We start from the raw sequence: 14,520 nt of genomic DNA on the forward strand, positions 1-14,520 counted from the left end.
CTCCTGTCCGGCCGAGTTCACCCGGCATCTCGTGTAACTTACGGGAGCGGCCCATAACCCCGTTCCGCCCCTGCTTCCAGCGCCCCTGCCGCCCGACTGCTGAACAGCCTTTGAACCGTTCTTTCTGAGTGGCTTACGCGCTCCGCTTTACGCCGGCCAAGCCAGCCGCTAGCGCCCTCCTCCGTGATCATCCTGCTCTCACCCGCCAAGACGCTGGACCTGGACAGTCCTTCCGATGAACAGCTCACCAGACCCACGTTCGCGGCCGAGGCAGGCCGGATCGCCCGGGCTGCTGCCAAGCTGACGCCGGAGCAACTGTCGGAGCTGATGCATATCTCGCCCAAGCTGGCAGACATCAACGCGGCTCGCTTCAAAGCATTTCGGAAAGCCGGTGAGCGGCCTGCGATCCGCATGTTTGCCGGCGATGTCTACCGCGGTTTCGATGTTGCCTCTGCGGGTGACGACGTGATCGCCTTCGCACAGGACCATGTCCGCATCCTCTCCGGACTTTACGGCATCCTGCGGCCACTCGATGCAATCCGTCCTTATCGTCTCGAGATGGGCACTCGCTGGGCTCCGGAGGGTGAGAAATTGACCGAGCACTGGAAGGACAAGGTTGCGAAGGCGCTTTTGCGCGACCTGAAGAACGAAGGATCGGCGACAATCCTCAACCTCGCGAGCAACGAGTATCTCGCAGCTGTTGGCCCCTTCCTTCCGAAGAAGCGGGTGCGCGTGATTGCTCCCGACTTTCGCGTCCGGACCGCCAAGGGCCTTCAGTTCCAGAGCTTCACGGCCAAAGTTGGGCGCGGGACCATGGCGCGCTGGGTGTGCGAAGAACGGGTCGAGGACCCGCTCGGGCTGCAGGCCTTCGATGCAGACGGCTGGCGCTTCGAGGCGGAAGGCAGCACCCCCGACAAGCCGCTCTACGTCCGCGGGTAACCACGAATCCTCTCGCGCACGCACGCGCGAGGTGCTAGCCGGTTCCAAGCGGGTCCCCGCGCGTAACGATCACGAGAAATAGGAAAAGCCTTGGCTACCCAACCGCCGGCGGAAACGCCCAGCGACGCGATTGCTCCCATCTCCATCGTCGAGGAGATGAAGACGTCCTACCTCGATTACGCGATGTCGGTGATCGTCAGCCGTGCGTTGCCAGACGTGCGCGACGGCTTGAAGCCGGTGCACCGCCGTATCCTCCACGCCTGCCAGGAAGCGGGCTATGTCGCCGGGCGGCCGTATCGCAAGTCGAGCCGCATTGTCGGTGACGTCATGGGTAAGTATCACCCGCACGGCGACAGCGCGATCTACGATGCTCTCGCCCGCATGACGCAGGATTGGTCGATGCGCGTGCCGCTAATCGACGGCCAGGGCAACTTCGGGTCCATGGACCCGGATCCGCCGGCAGCCATGCGCTACACGGAAGCACGATTGGCAAAGGTCGCCAATTTCCTGCTGGGCGACATCGACAAGGACACGGTCGACTTTCAGCCCAACTATGACGCCAGCGAGCGGGAGCCACAGGTCCTCCCCGCTCGCTTCCCCAACCTGCTGGTCAACGGCGCGGGCGGTATCGCTGTCGGCATGGCGACCAACATCCCGCCCCACAATTTGGGCGAGGTCATCGCTGCCTGTCGCGCTTATATCGACGATCCGGCGATCACCTCCGAAGGCCTGATGGAGCATGTGAAGGGCCCCGACTTCCCGACCGGGGCCATCATTCTCGGCCAGGCGGGCCTCCGCAGCGCGTACACGACCGGTCGCGGCTCCATCGTCCTGCGCTCCCGCTACAAGGTGGAAGAAGGCCGGAATGATCGTCGCTCGATCATCCTCACCGAAATTCCCTACCAGCAGGGCAAGAACGCGCTCGTCGAAAAGATCGCGGAAGCTGCGAAGGACAAGCGGATCGAGGGTGTCAGTGACATTCGCGATGAGTCGAACCGTGAGGGCGTTCGGGTCGTCATCGAGCTGAAGCGTGACGCCACTCCGGAAGTCGTGCTGAACCAGCTTTGGCGGCACACGCCGGCGCAAGGCTCCTTCCCCGCCAACATGCTGGCGATCCGCGGCGGCCGTCCCGAAACGCTCACCCTGCGCGACATCATCGAGAGCTTCGTCAAGTTCCGGGAAGAGGTGATCACTCGGCGTTCGAAGTTCGAACTGCTGAAGGCCCGCGAGCGCGCCCATATCCTGCTTGGCCTGGTTGTGGCGGTGACCAATCTGGACGAGGTGGTTCGCCTCATACGAGGTTCCTCCAGCCCCGCCCAGGCTCGCGAACGCTTGCTGGAGCGCGAGTGGGCCGGTGACCAAATCCGCCCGTACATTCAGCTGGTCGAAGCGGTGGAGCCTCAGGCGATCGGCACGACCTACAGGCTCTCGGAAGAACAGGTCCGCGCGATCCTGGAACTGCGCCTTCATCGCTTGACGGCGCTCGGGCGGGACGAGATCGGAGCGGAGCTCGAGAAGCTTGCGAAGACGATCGCCGAACTGCTTGAAATCTTGGGCAATCGTGCGCGTCTCTACGAGGTTCTTCGCGAGGAGCTGGACGAGGTCGATCGCGAATATTCCACTCCTCGCAAGACCGAACTCGCGGCCGCGGCCGACGGCATCGACGACGAGGACTTGATCGAGCGCGAGGAGATGGTCGTCACCGTCACGATGACGGGGTACATCAAGCGCACCCCCCTGTCCGTGTTCCGTGAACAGAAGCGCGGCGGCAAGGGCCGGTCCGGCATGAGCACGAAGGACGAGGATGCGGTCACGAACCTGTTCGTGACCTCCACCCACAATCCGGTGCTGTTCTTCTCGAACCTGGGCCGTGTGTATCGCATGAAGGTCTGGCGCCTCCCCGAAGGCGGACCTACGGCGAAGGGCCGACCCATGGTGAACCTCCTTCCTCTCTCCGCGGGCGAGGTCATCACGACGGTCCTGCCGCTGCCGGAGGATGAGGAGAGCTGGGGCGACCTGCACCTGATGTTCGCGACCGCGCATGGAACGGTGCGGCGCAACAGCATGGATGCGTTCCGGAACATCCCCACTGCAGGCAAGATCGCGATGCGCTTCGGCGTGTCGGAAGGCGACGAGGGCGAGGAAGACGTCACCGATCGTCTCATCGGGGTCGAGCTGCTGACCGAACAGGACGACGTCCTGCTCGCAACGCGGAACGGTAAGGCGATCCGCTTCATGTCAACCGACGTGCGCGAATTCCAGAGCCGCACCTCCACAGGCGTTCGGGGTGTCCGGCTGTTGGAGGGGGATGAAGTCATCTCCATGTCCATCCTCCACCGCGTCGGCACCACCCAGGAAGAGCGTGAGGCTTACTTGCGGTGCCCGCCTTGGCGGGATCGCGAGGGGGCCGAATGCACCCTGTCGCCGGAGCGGCTGGCGGAAATGGCCGAGGGTGAGCAGTTCATCCTGACGGTCACCGAAAATGGTTATGGCAAGCGCACTAGCGCATATGAGTACCGCCGGACCAACCGCGGTGGCCAGGGCATTACCAATATCGACACCTCGGCTCGGAACGGTCGCGTGGTGGCGAGCTTCCCCGTGAAGCCGGGCGAGCAGATCATGCTTGCAACCGACCAGGGCAAGATGATCCGCACCACCGTCGGCTCCATCCGCATCGCCGGCCGCAACACGCAGGGCGTTACCATCTTCCGCGTGGCCGATAATGAGCACGTTGTGTCGGTCGCAAAGATCGATGAGAGCGACGAGGTCGAGGTTGAAACGCTGACTGACGAGATCGCTCCGGAAGAAGGAGCGACGGTGGGCGAAGATCTTGCCTCGGGCAGCGACGCGGCCGAGTAAGGTTCACGACCTCGCGGGCAGGTTCTCGTGCCTTGTGAACGCAACGGCGCTCCGGCGGGAACGGCGACGCGAGCCTCGCGTTCGCTGGGTAGACCGTGAGGAGGATACATGCCCATTCCCAACAATGCGCTGGTACTGGTGATCGACGGACGGAAGATGCTGTTCTTCCGCAATCACGGGGATCAGAACCAGATCGACTTGCGCACCGAAGCGCATGACGAGCGCGAAGACGCCGATTTCGACCGCGAGTTGAAGACGGACGCACAGGGCGCCGCCTCCACCAGCGCGGGGTTCGGTCGGGACTCGATGGAAGAGACCGACTTCAAGCAGCAGGACGAAGACAATTGGGTCAAGGAAGCGGCGGAAAACCTGCGCAAGCGCGCGCTCCGCAACGACTTCGACCACCTCTGCATCGTTGCGCCGCCCAAAGCGCTGGGAGTGCTTCGAAAATCACTCCACAAAGAGGTGGAGAAGCGGGTGGTCTGCACCATCAACAAGGAAATGAGCGGGCGACCCATTCCTGACATCGAAGCCCTGATCACGTCCGAAACAAAGGCCAACGAGCCGGCTGACGTCTAGATCAGGCCGCCACCTGCAACCGTGAGACCGCCACTTCGCAGCGGTTCCGGCCCGCCTTCTTCGCCGCGTAGAGGGCGGCGTCCGCCTCTTCCAGCCACGCGTCCATGTCGACGCCGGGACGGAGTTGGGCGACCCCGAAGCTCGCGGTGATCCGACCCGTTTTGCCAAGGTCGAGCGTCGCCACGCTGCGGCGGAGACGTTCGGCGCAATGCAGGGCCATGTCGGCTGTTGCATCGCTCACAAGGACCGCGAACTCCTCACCGCCCATTCGACCCAACAGGTCGCGCGGACGGAGCTCTGGCTGGCAAGCCTCGACCACGGCCTTGAGAACCCGGTCGCCTGCGGGATGCCCAAAGCGATCATTGACCTGCTTGAAGTGGTCGACATCCAGGCTGATCAGCGAGAGCGGACGGGAGTCGCGGCCGAAATGGCGGATCGCACCGCGCGCCGCGTCGAGGAATGCGCGTCGGCTCAGCGCTCCGGTCAGGCCGTCCTCGCATGCCAGGGTGCGCAGTTCCAGCTGCTCCACCACGAGTTCTGCAAAACCGGTGAGGCGCTGCAGATCGCGGGCGCTGAACGATCGTGGCTGCCCGTCGATGACACATAGGGACCCCACATTATAGCCGTCCGGGGTCGTCAATGGGGCTCCGGCATAGCTGCGAATGCGCGGATTTCCTCTCACGAGCGGGCTGGCAGCGAACCGGGGATCCGTTTCCGCATCCTCCACCACGAAGCACCCCGGCGAGCGAATCGTGTGATCGCAGAAGGCGAACTCGCAGGCGGTGCCCTCCGCCTTAAGGCCGGAGATCGACTTGAACCATTGGCGGGTCTCATCGATCAACGAGATGGCGCAAACAGGCACGCCCAACACGTCGCGAACCAAGCTTGTGACGACATCGAAGTGCTTCTCGCGTGCCGTGTCCAGCACCCCATAACGGCGCAGCGCTAGCAGGCGACCCGCTTCGTCCCCGAGTTTGTGCCTGTGCGCGTCGTTCAGTTGCGGGTTCATGGCTAAGCTATGCCTCACCCTGGTGACGCGCAGCTTACACATCAGTCCATACCGGACCCATCAGGCGAAAAGGTGCGTAATCTCGGCTTCGGGCGCGATGCTTTCCAGTAGAAGAGAACGGTGACAGCCAGCAGGCTCGCGCTCATAGCAGAGCAGCGCGCTGGGCTTTTCGAGCGCCAGGTCGACCATCTGCGCACCTTCGGCAATCGCCTCCGGCAATTCGAGCTGAGACGCGTAGATCCGACGAAGGTCGGCCGTGCGACCCTTGCGCGCCGCTTCGCGCCCCGCCGCTGGCGTGCCTAGGGCCCGAAGATGAACATAGTCGATGCCGGCCTCGGCAAGCGCCGCTTTCAAGGCCGACTTGGAGAAGCCCGGGCGGCGTGACAGCGGCAGTGCGCGAACGTCGATTACGCGCTCGACGCCGGCACTGCTGAGTGCGTGCAGGAACTCGGCCACGGTGACCGACTCATAGCCGATGGTGAAGATGCGCAGCGGCGCTTTCAGGTGGCGGGTCCCAAAAGCGAGAAGCTGGGAATGGTGACGTCGAATGCCTCCCCGTCCTCATCCACCATGCGATAGCTCCCTTTCATCGAGCCGGTTGGCGTGGAGAGCGGACAGCCGGACACATAGTCGAAGCTAGCGCCCGGTGCGATCAGCGGCATTTCGCCGACAACCCCTTCCCCGCGCACCTCGTGCACGGCTCCGCGCCCGTCCGTGATCAGCCAGTGCCGCGACAGCAGCTGCACGCTCCTGCCGGAGCCGTTCTCCACCCGGATGTGGTAGGACCAGAACCAACGTCCGCTGGCCGGCGCCGATTGCTCGGCAAGATAGCTGACTGCGACGCGCACCGTGATGTCGCGGGTGACGGCCTCTTGCGGGAAGAGCACGGCCATGGTGTCGAAACCGGACGAGGGCGCCATCCGGGGACGCTAGGCCAGTCCCCCTGCCCTGCGCAAGCGTTCGACCAGACGCCCTCGCGCATCCAGCAGCGGTTGCGACCGGTCCGTCAGGATATCGCGTGACAGAAAGTGCCCGGTGAGCGTCAGACCGTCGGCGATGTCGGCCCATCCGGCCTGGCCGCCCTGCAGCAGGAACTGGGGTAGTCGGAGTAAGCGACCTTCATACGGCTGCGCCTCGGCAGCGCTCACCGCCCGGCCGGAGCGCGGGCTGACAGCCACCAGTTCGTCGGAGCGGCCAGTCACCGCGCATTCGGCGAGGTCCAGCCCGAAGCCGAGTTCTGCCAACAGCAGCAGTTCGTAGCGGACCAGCGCCGTTCCCCAGCCCGACGCAGCTGGCGCGGCCTCGATCGCGGTGAGCAGTCCATCGAGTGCACTGTGCAGCTGCGGATAGGGCTGCTGCTCCGGCAGGGCGGTGGCGGTCAGCGCGCAGGCCCACTCGATCGCGGCCGCGGGCAGCGGCTCCTGCAACAGCGGCCCGCGGCTGTGGGTTAGCTCCACCATCGCCTGGGGCAGCTGGGTGTCGGTGCGGGCGGCAAGCTGCGCCTCCACCTCATTCCCGGCCATGAGCACCGGACGCATACGCCGCCCGCGCGCGCCGCGAACATAAGCGGCTTGCAAGCCATGCGCCGGAGTCATCAGCCGAACCACCGCCCCATGCTCTCCGTGGCTGCGGAGCGCGAGAACGATCGCTGGCGTCGTGATCCTCATCCGTTGGGGTGGAAGTAGTCGTAGAGCTGACGCGCCGTGGCCTTGCTGATGCCGGGCGCGCGCTCAAGATCCTCCAGCGCGGCGCCCTTGACCGCCTTTGCCGTGCCGAAGTGCATCAGCAAAGCACGCTTCCGGGTAGGCCCGATGCCGGGCACCTCGTCCAACGTGGAGGTGGTCAGGCTCTTCGCCCGCTTGGCACGGTGCGTGCCGATTGCGAAGCGGTGCGCCTCGTCCCTCAGTCGCTGGAGGTAGAAGAGCAGCGGGTGGTTGGGCGGAAAGGTCACCTCGCGGCCGTTGGGCAGGTGGAACACCTCCCGACCTGCATTGCGATCCGGACCTTTGGCGACGCCGACCACGGGCACGTCATGGACCCCAGCATCCTCCATGATCTCCAGTACCGCATTGAGCTGGCCGCGCCCGCCGTCGATCAGCAGCAGATCGGGCCACTCGCCGCTCTGCCGGTCGGGATCGTCCTTCTCCAATCGAGCGAAACGGCGCTCCAGCACTTCCTTCATCATGCCGAAGTCGTCGCCCGGCGTGACCCCCGACTTGATGTTGAACTTGCGATAGCTGTTCTTGCGAAAGCCCTCTGGACCAGCGACGATCATGGCGCCTGTCGCGTTCGTGCCCATGATGTGGCTGTTGTCGTAGACCTCGATCCGCTTGGGCAGGTCCGGCAGCTCGAACGTGTCAGCCAGGTCCCGCAGCAGCTTGCCCTGAGTGGTGCTCTCCGCAAGGCGTCGGTCCAGAGCTTCCTCGGCGTTGCGGGTAGCCTGCTCCATCAACTTGCGCCGGTCGCCGCGCTGCGGTCGCTCGATGGCGACCTTGCGCTCGGCACGCTCAGAGAGCGCCTCGGCGATTAACTCCGGCTCGGGCAGGTCGCGATCCACGAGCACCCGCTTGGGCGGTGGCATGTCTTCATAGAACTGGACGAGAAAGCTTGCGAGAACATCGGCTTCCGGCACATCGCTGGTATGCGCCGGAAAGAATGCGCGGTGCCCCCAGTTCTGCCCGCCGCGAATGAAGAAGGCCTGGATGCAGACCTGCCCGGCCTTGCATGCCAACGCGAAGATGTCCGCATCGCCGAGCCCCTCGGCATGCACCGTCTGGCTGCCCTGGATGTAAGTGAGCGCCCGCAATCGATCCCGATAAACAGCGGCCAGCTCGTAATCCTGCTTCTCGGCGGCCTCGGCCATGGACTTGCTGAGCCGCGACTGCACGCTCGTCGAGCGACCGGCAAGAAAGTTCTTCGCATCCTCGACCAGCTCGGCATAGGCCGCGGCATCGATCCGCTCGACGCAGGGCGCCGAGCAGCGGCGGATCTGGTAGAGCAGGCAGGGCCGTGATCGGTTCTGGAAGAAGCTGTCGGAACAGCTTCTTAGCAGAAACAGCTTCTGCAGCGCATTAAGCGTGCGCGTGACCGATCCGGCGCTGGCGAACGGGCCGTAATAGCTGCCCTTGACCCGGCGGGCGCCCCGATGCTTCTGCACGCGCGGAAAGGCGTGGTCCTCGCGCAGCAGGATGAAGGGGAAGCTTTTGTCGTCCCGCAGCAGCACGTTGTAGGGCGGCCGGAAGCGCTTGATCAGCTGTGCCTCCAACAGCAGCGCCTCCGCCTCCGTCCGCGTGGTGACGATGGTCATCGACCGCGTCTGCGCCACCATCCGCTGCAGTCGCTTCGATAGTCGCGCGACTTGCGTGTAGTTCGTAACGCGCTGCTTCAGCGCACGTGCCTTGCCCACGTAGAGCACGTCGCCTTTCGCGTCCTGCATCCGGTACACGCCCGGCCGCGCGGGCAAGGTCTTCAGGACGTTACGGATCGCGGCGACGCCCGCCTCGAGGTCGGGGGCCTCTCCCCCACCTTTGACGGTGAACGTCGCCTTGTCCTCGTTGAAGCGCTCTGCCGCCCGCGGATGCTCCGGGCGGTCGGCGGGGGTGCGGTTCATGTGTTGTACTTAGGGGACAGCATGCCCCACGCAAGCCGCCTCAGGCGGCGGCGCGTGCCTGTTCCGCATCGCCAAGCATCCAATCGACTGCGGCACGGGCGTGAATGGCCGTGGTATCATAAACCGGAAGCACGTTGGCACGGACGTCGACGGCCAAGACCAACTCGGTGCAGCCAAGCACGATCGCCTGGATGCGCTTCTTCGCGAGCTCCGTGATCAAGGTCTTGAGCTTTCGCTGGCTGTCACGGACCACGCGCCCAGCGGCCAGTTCCTCGTAGATGATCCGGTCGACCTCCTGCATCCACGGCTGCTCGATGGAGGCGAGCTGAATGCTCCGACGCTCGTAGCGCTCGCGAGCGAAGGGCTCTGACATTGTGAAGCGGGTTCCCAGGAGCGCAACGCTGCGCACGCCGTCCTTCGCGAGCCGCTCCGCTGCGGCGTCAGCGATGTGCAGAACCGGGATTCCAACGGCCGACGCGACGGCATCGTAATGCTTGTGCATGGTGTTGGAGCCAAGCAGGAGGCCGTCCGCGCCCGCGGCCTTCAAGCGCTCGGCAGTGGCGACGATGATCTTCTCCCCGCCCTCCCAATCACCGACGCGATGGAAGCGCGCATAGTCGTCTTCACAGTCGAGGCTTTCGAGCACGAGCCGAGCGCTGTGCAGGCCGCCGAGGCGCGATGCGACACCCCGGTTGATGTGATCGTAGTAGAGCGCCGTGGAGGACCAGCTGGCCCCGCCGATGATCCCGAGCTTACGCAATGTCTTGCCTTCCCCTAACCCGATACATCCCCCGACCGGGCGAGTCCGGCTGGGGGCTTTAACCCAGAAGCAACTGTCGATTCAGGCCATTAGCAATGGCGGTCGGCCACCTCTTCAACCATCTTTGCGATGTCGGCAAGGGACAGGTTGCGGCGTGCGACGGAAAGTTTTGCAGCCGCGACGATGTCTCTCCGGCCGTATGATCCTGGCAACGCGCTGGGGGCCATCAGGCCAGTGCCTTCACGATCTCTTCGACCATCTTCTTGGCATCCGCGAGGAGCATCATGGTGTTATCGCGATAGAACAGCTCGTTATCGACACCCGCATAGCCGGCTCCTCCCATGGAGCGCTTCACGAACAGCACGGTGCGGGCCTTCTCCACGTCCAGGATGGGCATTCCGAAGATTGGCGAGCTCTTGTCGGTCTTCGCAGCCGGATTGGTGACGTCGTTGGCGCCGATGACGAAAGCCACGTCGGTCTGCGCGAACTCGCTGTTGATGTCCTCCAGCTCGAAGACTTCGTCATACGGGACGTTCGCTTCTGCCAGCAGCACGTTCATGTGCCCGGGCATCCGACCCGCAACCGGGTGGATCGCATATTTGACCCTGACCCCCTCCTTCTTGAGCAGGTCGCCCATCTCCCGCAGCACATGCTGGGCCTGCGCAACCGCCATGCCGTAGCCGGGCACAATGATGACCTGCTCGGCCTGCTTCATCAGGAAGGCGGCGTCCTCCGCGGAACCTCGCCGATAGGGTCGGTTGATGACCGCTGCGCCACCGCTGGCCGCTGCATCGCCGCCGAAACCCCCTGCAATGACGGAGATGAAGCTTCGGTTCATGGCGCGGCACATGATGTAGCTGAGGATGGCGCCCGAACTGCCGACCAGCGCGCCCGTGATGATCATCGCGCTGTTGCCAAGCGTGAAGCCCATCGCGGCGGCCGCCCAGCCGGAATAGCTGTTCAGCATCGAGACGACGACCGGCATGTCGGCGCCCCCGATCGGAATGATCAGCAGGAAGCCGATCACGAAGCTCAAGGCCGTCACCGTCCAGAAAACCCACGGGCTCTGGTCGAGGGTGAAATAAGCAACCAAGCCCAGGATGCCGGCCAGTGTCGCTATGTTCAGGACATGCCGGCCCGGCAGCAGGATTGGTGCCCCGCTCATGTTGCCGTTCAGCTTCAGGAAGGCGATAACCGACCCAGAGAACGTGATCGCGCCAATCGCGACGCCGAGCGCCATCTCTACCCGGCTCACGGTGTGAATGCCTTCGTCGCCCAGGATGCCGAACGCATCCGGGTTCAGGAATGCCGCGGCTCCCACCAGCACGGCAGCGAGTCCAACCAATGAGTGGAATGCGGCCACCAGCTGCGGCATCGCGGTCATTTGAATCCGCCTTGCCGTGGTGAGACCGATCACCGCGCCGATCGCAATCGCGACGGAGATCTCCAGCAGACTGGCGATGTCGTGCACTGCGAGGGTAATGACCACCGCAATTGCCATGCCGACCATGCCGAGCCGGTTGCCGCGCCGACTGGTCTCGGGACTGGAAAGTCTGCGGAGCGCCAGGATGAAGCACACACCCGCGATCAGGTAGGCGAGCACCACCCAAGCCGGCTGGCTGTGCGTGGCCGCTTCCACCCCGGGGTTCGGCCCAGCCAGCATGGTGGCGTCAGGGCCCGCAATAGACATGATGAGGTCGGGGTGCTGTGCCATGGTCACGAGCGACGCTCTTTCTTGCGGTACATGGCGAGCATTCGCTGGGTCACGGCGAACCCGCCGAAGATGTTGATGCTCGCCAGGACCACCGCGAGAAGCCCCAGCCACTTCGCTCCCGGACTCCCGGCTGCCGCCGCGGCGATCAGGGCGCCGACGATGATCACCGAGGAAATCGCGTTTGTGACTGCCATCAGGGGTGTGTGGAGGGCCGGCGTCACCGACCAAACGACATAGTAGCCGACAAAGCAGGCCAGCACGAAGATCGACAGGATCGAAAGAAAGTCCATCAGCTCCTTGCCTCCGCGGTGTGCGAATGTTCCCAATGTTCACGATCGTGGCGCAGAATCGCCGCGGCACTCATGGCCCGCCTCGGCAGGCCAAAACCGAATGGCTGATCGTTTCTCGAACTCACGGCGGGCAGCATGGCACAGGAACCATGCAGTAGGACAGAGGCGTTCAGACCCCGCTCCGATCAGTCGTTCAATGAAACGAGGTTTCCGATTTTATAACCTTTTTCCTCCTATGAGTTGCATTGAGATGCGCTCTGATCCGACCAAAGCCGGCACCCCGCGACCAGAACGGCCGCTGAAGCTGCTTTTGCTGGCAGCTGTTCTGTCGCTGATCTTCGGGGCCATCGGAGCTCAGGAGGGCTTCGAGAATGCACTCCGCACCGTGCGCAACGGTCTCCATCCCCAGAAGGCGAGCGGCGACATCGTCCTGATCTCGATCGATGAGCAAAGCCTGCGCGAGGTGGGGGAATGGCCTTGGCCCCGATCGACGCAGGCCAAGCTGATCGACAAGGCGGCTGAACTGGGCGCGCGTCAGATCGTCGCGGACACGATCTACGACAATCCCAGTAACCCGAAGGAGGATGCGGCCCTCGCAGCTTCGCTGAAGCGATTCGGCAGAGTCATCCTGCCCGCGCGGAAGCGGCTGGGGCCGGACGGCAGCAGCAAAAATCTGGAGGCGCTGCCCCATCCGCTCTTCCGGCAACACGCAGTGCTGGGAACGGCCTCGTCCTGGTACAACTACCAGCACGCCATCCTCCGGCTGCCCTACAGCCTCTCTTTCAGCGACCGGGAAATTCCTTCCTTCGCGGTCCTAATGGCCGAGAAGCCCGCGCGCAGCGGCGTGTTCCGGGTGGACTATTCCATCGACCCCACGTCGGTTCCCCGGATACCCGCAAGCGAGGTCCTGAAGAACCGCATCCCAGCTGACTTCATGCGCGGCAAGGTGGTGGTGATCGGGCAGACGGCCGAGCAGCTCGGGGATCAGTTCTGGATCCCGGGTAGGGGTCGCATGGGCGGAGCCTACGTCGCCATCCTAGGTGCGGAGACGCTGAAAAAGGGGTACCCGGTCGATCTGGGCTGGTTGGCGCCGCTCATGACAACCCTGCTGATCATCGGGTTCGCCTGTCTGCGATCCGGCCGGAGCAGAGACATCCTGATCATCGGTACCGGGCTGACCCTTCTGGCTGCGCCGATACTGCTTGAGCGCGAGCTGATCTTCGTTGACGTCGTTCCGTCCATCTTCGCACTACTGGTGGTCGGGGGCCGGATCGGCTGGCGCCGCTGGCGGGAGCGCGGGCTTACGAACACGCTGACAGGACTCCCCAATCTTGAGGCTCTCAGGGCACAGCGGAACAGCAGCGAACGAGCCCTGATTGCTGCACGCGTGCACAATTACGCGGAGATCGCCTCGACTCTCAACGAAGCCGAGGAGCAGGACCTTGTTCGCTCCATTGCCGACCGTCTGAGCGTGGCTCAAGCCAGCCAGACTGTGTTCCAGGGAGATGAGGGCATTTTCTCCTGGCTCATCGATGGCGAGGTCAATCTGGCTCATCACCTGGAGGCATTGCACGCCCTGTTCCGCGCTCCGGTCAGCGCCGGCGGCCGGAGCATCGATGTGGCAATCAGCTTTGGCGCCGAGATGGGCAGCGAGCGAGCCCTCACAAATCGTCTGGGTAGCGCACTCGTCGCGGCCGACGAAGCATGGGCTGAAGGCCTCCGCTGGAAGCTGCACGATCCGGCGCGTGAAGAAGAGGTCAGCTGGCGGCTCTCGCTCCTGAGCCAGCTGGACGCGGCTATCGACAATGGCGAGGTGTGGCTTGCGTATCAGCCGCAACTGGACCTTCGCACGAATCAGATCGTAGGTGCAGAGGCGCTGGCCCGATGGACCCATCCGGAGAAGGGCCCCATCAGTCCCTCCGAGTTCGTGGCGGCGGCGGAGGCTCATGGCCGGATCACGAAGCTCACAGACTTCGTCTTGGATCGCGCGATCTCGTCCGCAGCGGCGATCAACCGCCGTGGCACGCAGTTCGGGATTGCAGTCAACTTGTCAGCCCGCCTGCTGACGGACTGGAGTCTAGTCGATCGGGTTGAGCGGATGCTCAAGATCCACGGACTCGCGCCCGGCCTGCTTACCCTGGAACTCACTGAGACTGCCGCCATCACGGAGGCGGACAACGCCATCGCACTTCTCGACCGCCTCAAGGTGCTTGGTGTGCGTCTCGCCATCGACGATTACGGAACCGGGCTGTCGACGCTGGACTATCTCAAGAAGGTTCCGGCCGACGAGATCAAGATCGATCAGAGCTTCGTGCGCTCCATGCGGGTGAACCGGTCCGATCTGATCATGGTTCAATCCACGATCGCACTTGCGCATTCCCTGGGGCGCAAGGTGATCGCGGAAGGCGTGGAGGACCGCCAAGTCTTTGAAGAGCTCCAGAAACTCGACTGCGACCTCGTGCAGGGCTTCGTGGTGGGTCGGCCGATGGGGATTCGCGAACTCGTCGCCCGCCTTGCAGTTCGGCAGGAGAAGCGCGTCGCCTGAAGTCTAATCGTTTGCTAACCATAACGATTAGGGTTAACGTCCCCTTCAGCAGCACCGATTCGCTGTTGTAACAGGGAGACGTAGCGTGGGTGGAGGACTCTGGAGTTGGCTTCTGGGCGGCGGTTGGGCCAGCACCTCGGGCCGCGGCTAAAATAGCCCGCGGAAGCTAGTTACGAACTGGCTTCCTGCTGTAAAACAGCGACTTAACGATGCGC

13 protein-coding genes are annotated in these 14,520 nt (G+C 64.0%); 4 read left to right on the forward strand and 9 right to left on the reverse strand.

All coding sequences use genetic code 11. The annotated features are described in order from the left end of the window. The first annotated feature begins 183 nt into the window (after positions 1-183). The 3 genes from JT720_RS13445 (at position 184) to JT720_RS13455 (ending at position 4,377) form a co-directional block, all read left to right on the forward strand. Positions 184-939 carry a peroxide stress protein YaaA gene (locus JT720_RS13445; protein ID WP_205481813.1) on the forward strand — a complete coding sequence of 252 codons (756 nt, stop codon included), beginning with the start codon at positions 184-186 and terminating at the stop codon, positions 937-939. Between the two features lie 90 nt (positions 940-1,029). Beyond that, positions 1,030-3,798 (forward strand): DNA gyrase subunit A, encoded by a 2,769-nt coding sequence (gyrA, locus tag JT720_RS13450; protein WP_205481814.1) that lies wholly within the window; start codon positions 1,030-1,032, stop codon positions 3,796-3,798. A 108-nt stretch (positions 3,799-3,906) separates the two neighbouring features. Beyond that, positions 3,907-4,377 (forward strand): host attachment family protein, encoded by a 471-nt coding sequence (locus JT720_RS13455; RefSeq protein ID WP_205481815.1) that lies wholly within the window; start codon positions 3,907-3,909, stop codon positions 4,375-4,377. Between the two features lies 1 nt (position 4,378). Here JT720_RS13455 and JT720_RS13460 read toward each other — a convergent pair whose 3' ends face one another. The 9 genes from JT720_RS13460 to JT720_RS13500 all read right to left on the reverse strand — a co-directional run bounded on the left by JT720_RS13460 (position 4,379) and on the right by JT720_RS13500 (position 11,760). Further along, positions 4,379-5,386 carry a sensor domain-containing diguanylate cyclase gene (locus tag JT720_RS13460; protein ID WP_205481816.1) on the reverse strand — a complete coding sequence of 336 codons (1,008 nt, stop codon included), beginning with the start codon at positions 5,384-5,386 and terminating at the stop codon, positions 4,379-4,381. A 60-nt stretch (positions 5,387-5,446) separates the two neighbouring features. After that, positions 5,447-5,878, reverse strand: coding sequence for a DUF488 domain-containing protein (locus tag JT720_RS13465; protein ID WP_205481863.1), 432 nt, complete (start codon positions 5,876-5,878; stop codon positions 5,447-5,449). An 8-nt stretch (positions 5,879-5,886) separates the two neighbouring features. After that, positions 5,887-6,279, reverse strand: coding sequence for a Co2+/Mg2+ efflux protein ApaG (gene apaG / locus JT720_RS13470; protein WP_205481864.1), 393 nt, complete (start codon positions 6,277-6,279; stop codon positions 5,887-5,889). 36 nt (positions 6,280-6,315) lie between these two features. Continuing rightward, the gene (gene recO / locus JT720_RS13475) at positions 6,316-7,053 is read right to left on the reverse strand and encodes a DNA repair protein RecO (RefSeq protein WP_205481817.1); all 738 of its coding nucleotides are present in this window, start codon (positions 7,051-7,053) and stop codon (positions 6,316-6,318) included. Further along, complete coding sequence (uvrC, locus tag JT720_RS13480; protein ID WP_205481818.1) at positions 7,050-8,996, reverse strand: excinuclease ABC subunit UvrC; 1,947 nt, start codon at positions 8,994-8,996, stop codon at positions 7,050-7,052. Before uvrC ends, recO begins: the two co-directional genes overlap by 4 nt. Positions 8,997-9,036: 40 nt before the next feature. After that, on the reverse strand, positions 9,037-9,756 hold the full coding sequence (locus JT720_RS13485; protein WP_205481819.1) for an aspartate/glutamate racemase family protein: 720 nt from the start codon (positions 9,754-9,756) through the stop codon (positions 9,037-9,039). A gap of 89 nt (positions 9,757-9,845) precedes the next feature. Then, positions 9,846-9,983, reverse strand: coding sequence for a hypothetical protein (locus JT720_RS13490; RefSeq protein ID WP_205481820.1), 138 nt, complete (start codon positions 9,981-9,983; stop codon positions 9,846-9,848). Continuing rightward, positions 9,983-11,419: an NAD(P)(+) transhydrogenase (Re/Si-specific) subunit beta gene (locus JT720_RS13495; protein ID WP_205481865.1), complete on the reverse strand. Its 1,437-nt coding sequence runs from the start codon at positions 11,417-11,419 to the stop codon at positions 9,983-9,985. The genes JT720_RS13490 and JT720_RS13495 overlap by 1 nt, the downstream gene beginning before the upstream one ends. Before the next feature lie 53 nt (positions 11,420-11,472). Beyond that, positions 11,473-11,760, reverse strand: a complete 288-nt coding sequence (locus JT720_RS13500) for a proton-translocating transhydrogenase family protein (RefSeq protein WP_205481821.1) — start codon at positions 11,758-11,760, stop codon at positions 11,473-11,475. Positions 11,761-12,010: 250 nt separating this feature from the next. Between JT720_RS13500 and JT720_RS13505 the strand changes: the two genes are divergently transcribed. After that, complete coding sequence (locus JT720_RS13505) at positions 12,011-14,305, forward strand: putative bifunctional diguanylate cyclase/phosphodiesterase (RefSeq protein ID WP_205481822.1); 2,295 nt, start codon at positions 12,011-12,013, stop codon at positions 14,303-14,305. The last annotated feature ends 215 nt before the right edge of the window (positions 14,306-14,520 follow it).

This window comes from Sphingomonas arenae (assembly GCF_016924655.1).
GTDB lineage: Bacteria > Pseudomonadota > Alphaproteobacteria > Sphingomonadales > Sphingomonadaceae > Sphingomicrobium > Sphingomicrobium arenae.

Excerpts from the sequence above, each read along its gene's own strand:
- JT720_RS13500 (WP_205481821.1), bottom strand. The coding sequence starts at position 11,760 with ATGGACTTTCTTTCGATCCTGTCGATCTTCGTGCTGGCCTGCTTTGTC.
- JT720_RS13505 (WP_205481822.1), top strand. The coding sequence starts at position 12,011 with ATGCGCTCTGATCCGACCAAAGCCGGCACCCCGCGACCAGAACGGCCG.
- apaG (WP_205481864.1), bottom strand. The coding sequence starts at position 6,279 with ATGGCCGTGCTCTTCCCGCAAGAGGCCGTCACCCGCGACATCACGGTG.
- JT720_RS13495 (WP_205481865.1), bottom strand. The coding sequence starts at position 11,419 with ATGCTGGCTGGGCCGAACCCCGGGGTGGAAGCGGCCACGCACAGCCAG.
- uvrC (WP_205481818.1), bottom strand. The coding sequence starts at position 8,996 with ATGAACCGCACCCCCGCCGACCGCCCGGAGCATCCGCGGGCGGCAGAG.
- JT720_RS13455 (WP_205481815.1), top strand. The coding sequence starts at position 3,907 with ATGCCCATTCCCAACAATGCGCTGGTACTGGTGATCGACGGACGGAAG.
- JT720_RS13490 (WP_205481820.1), bottom strand. The coding sequence starts at position 9,983 with ATGGCCCCCAGCGCGTTGCCAGGATCATACGGCCGGAGAGACATCGTC.
- recO (WP_205481817.1), bottom strand. The coding sequence starts at position 7,053 with ATGAGGATCACGACGCCAGCGATCGTTCTCGCGCTCCGCAGCCACGGA.
- JT720_RS13460 (WP_205481816.1), bottom strand. The coding sequence starts at position 5,386 with ATGAACCCGCAACTGAACGACGCGCACAGGCACAAACTCGGGGACGAA.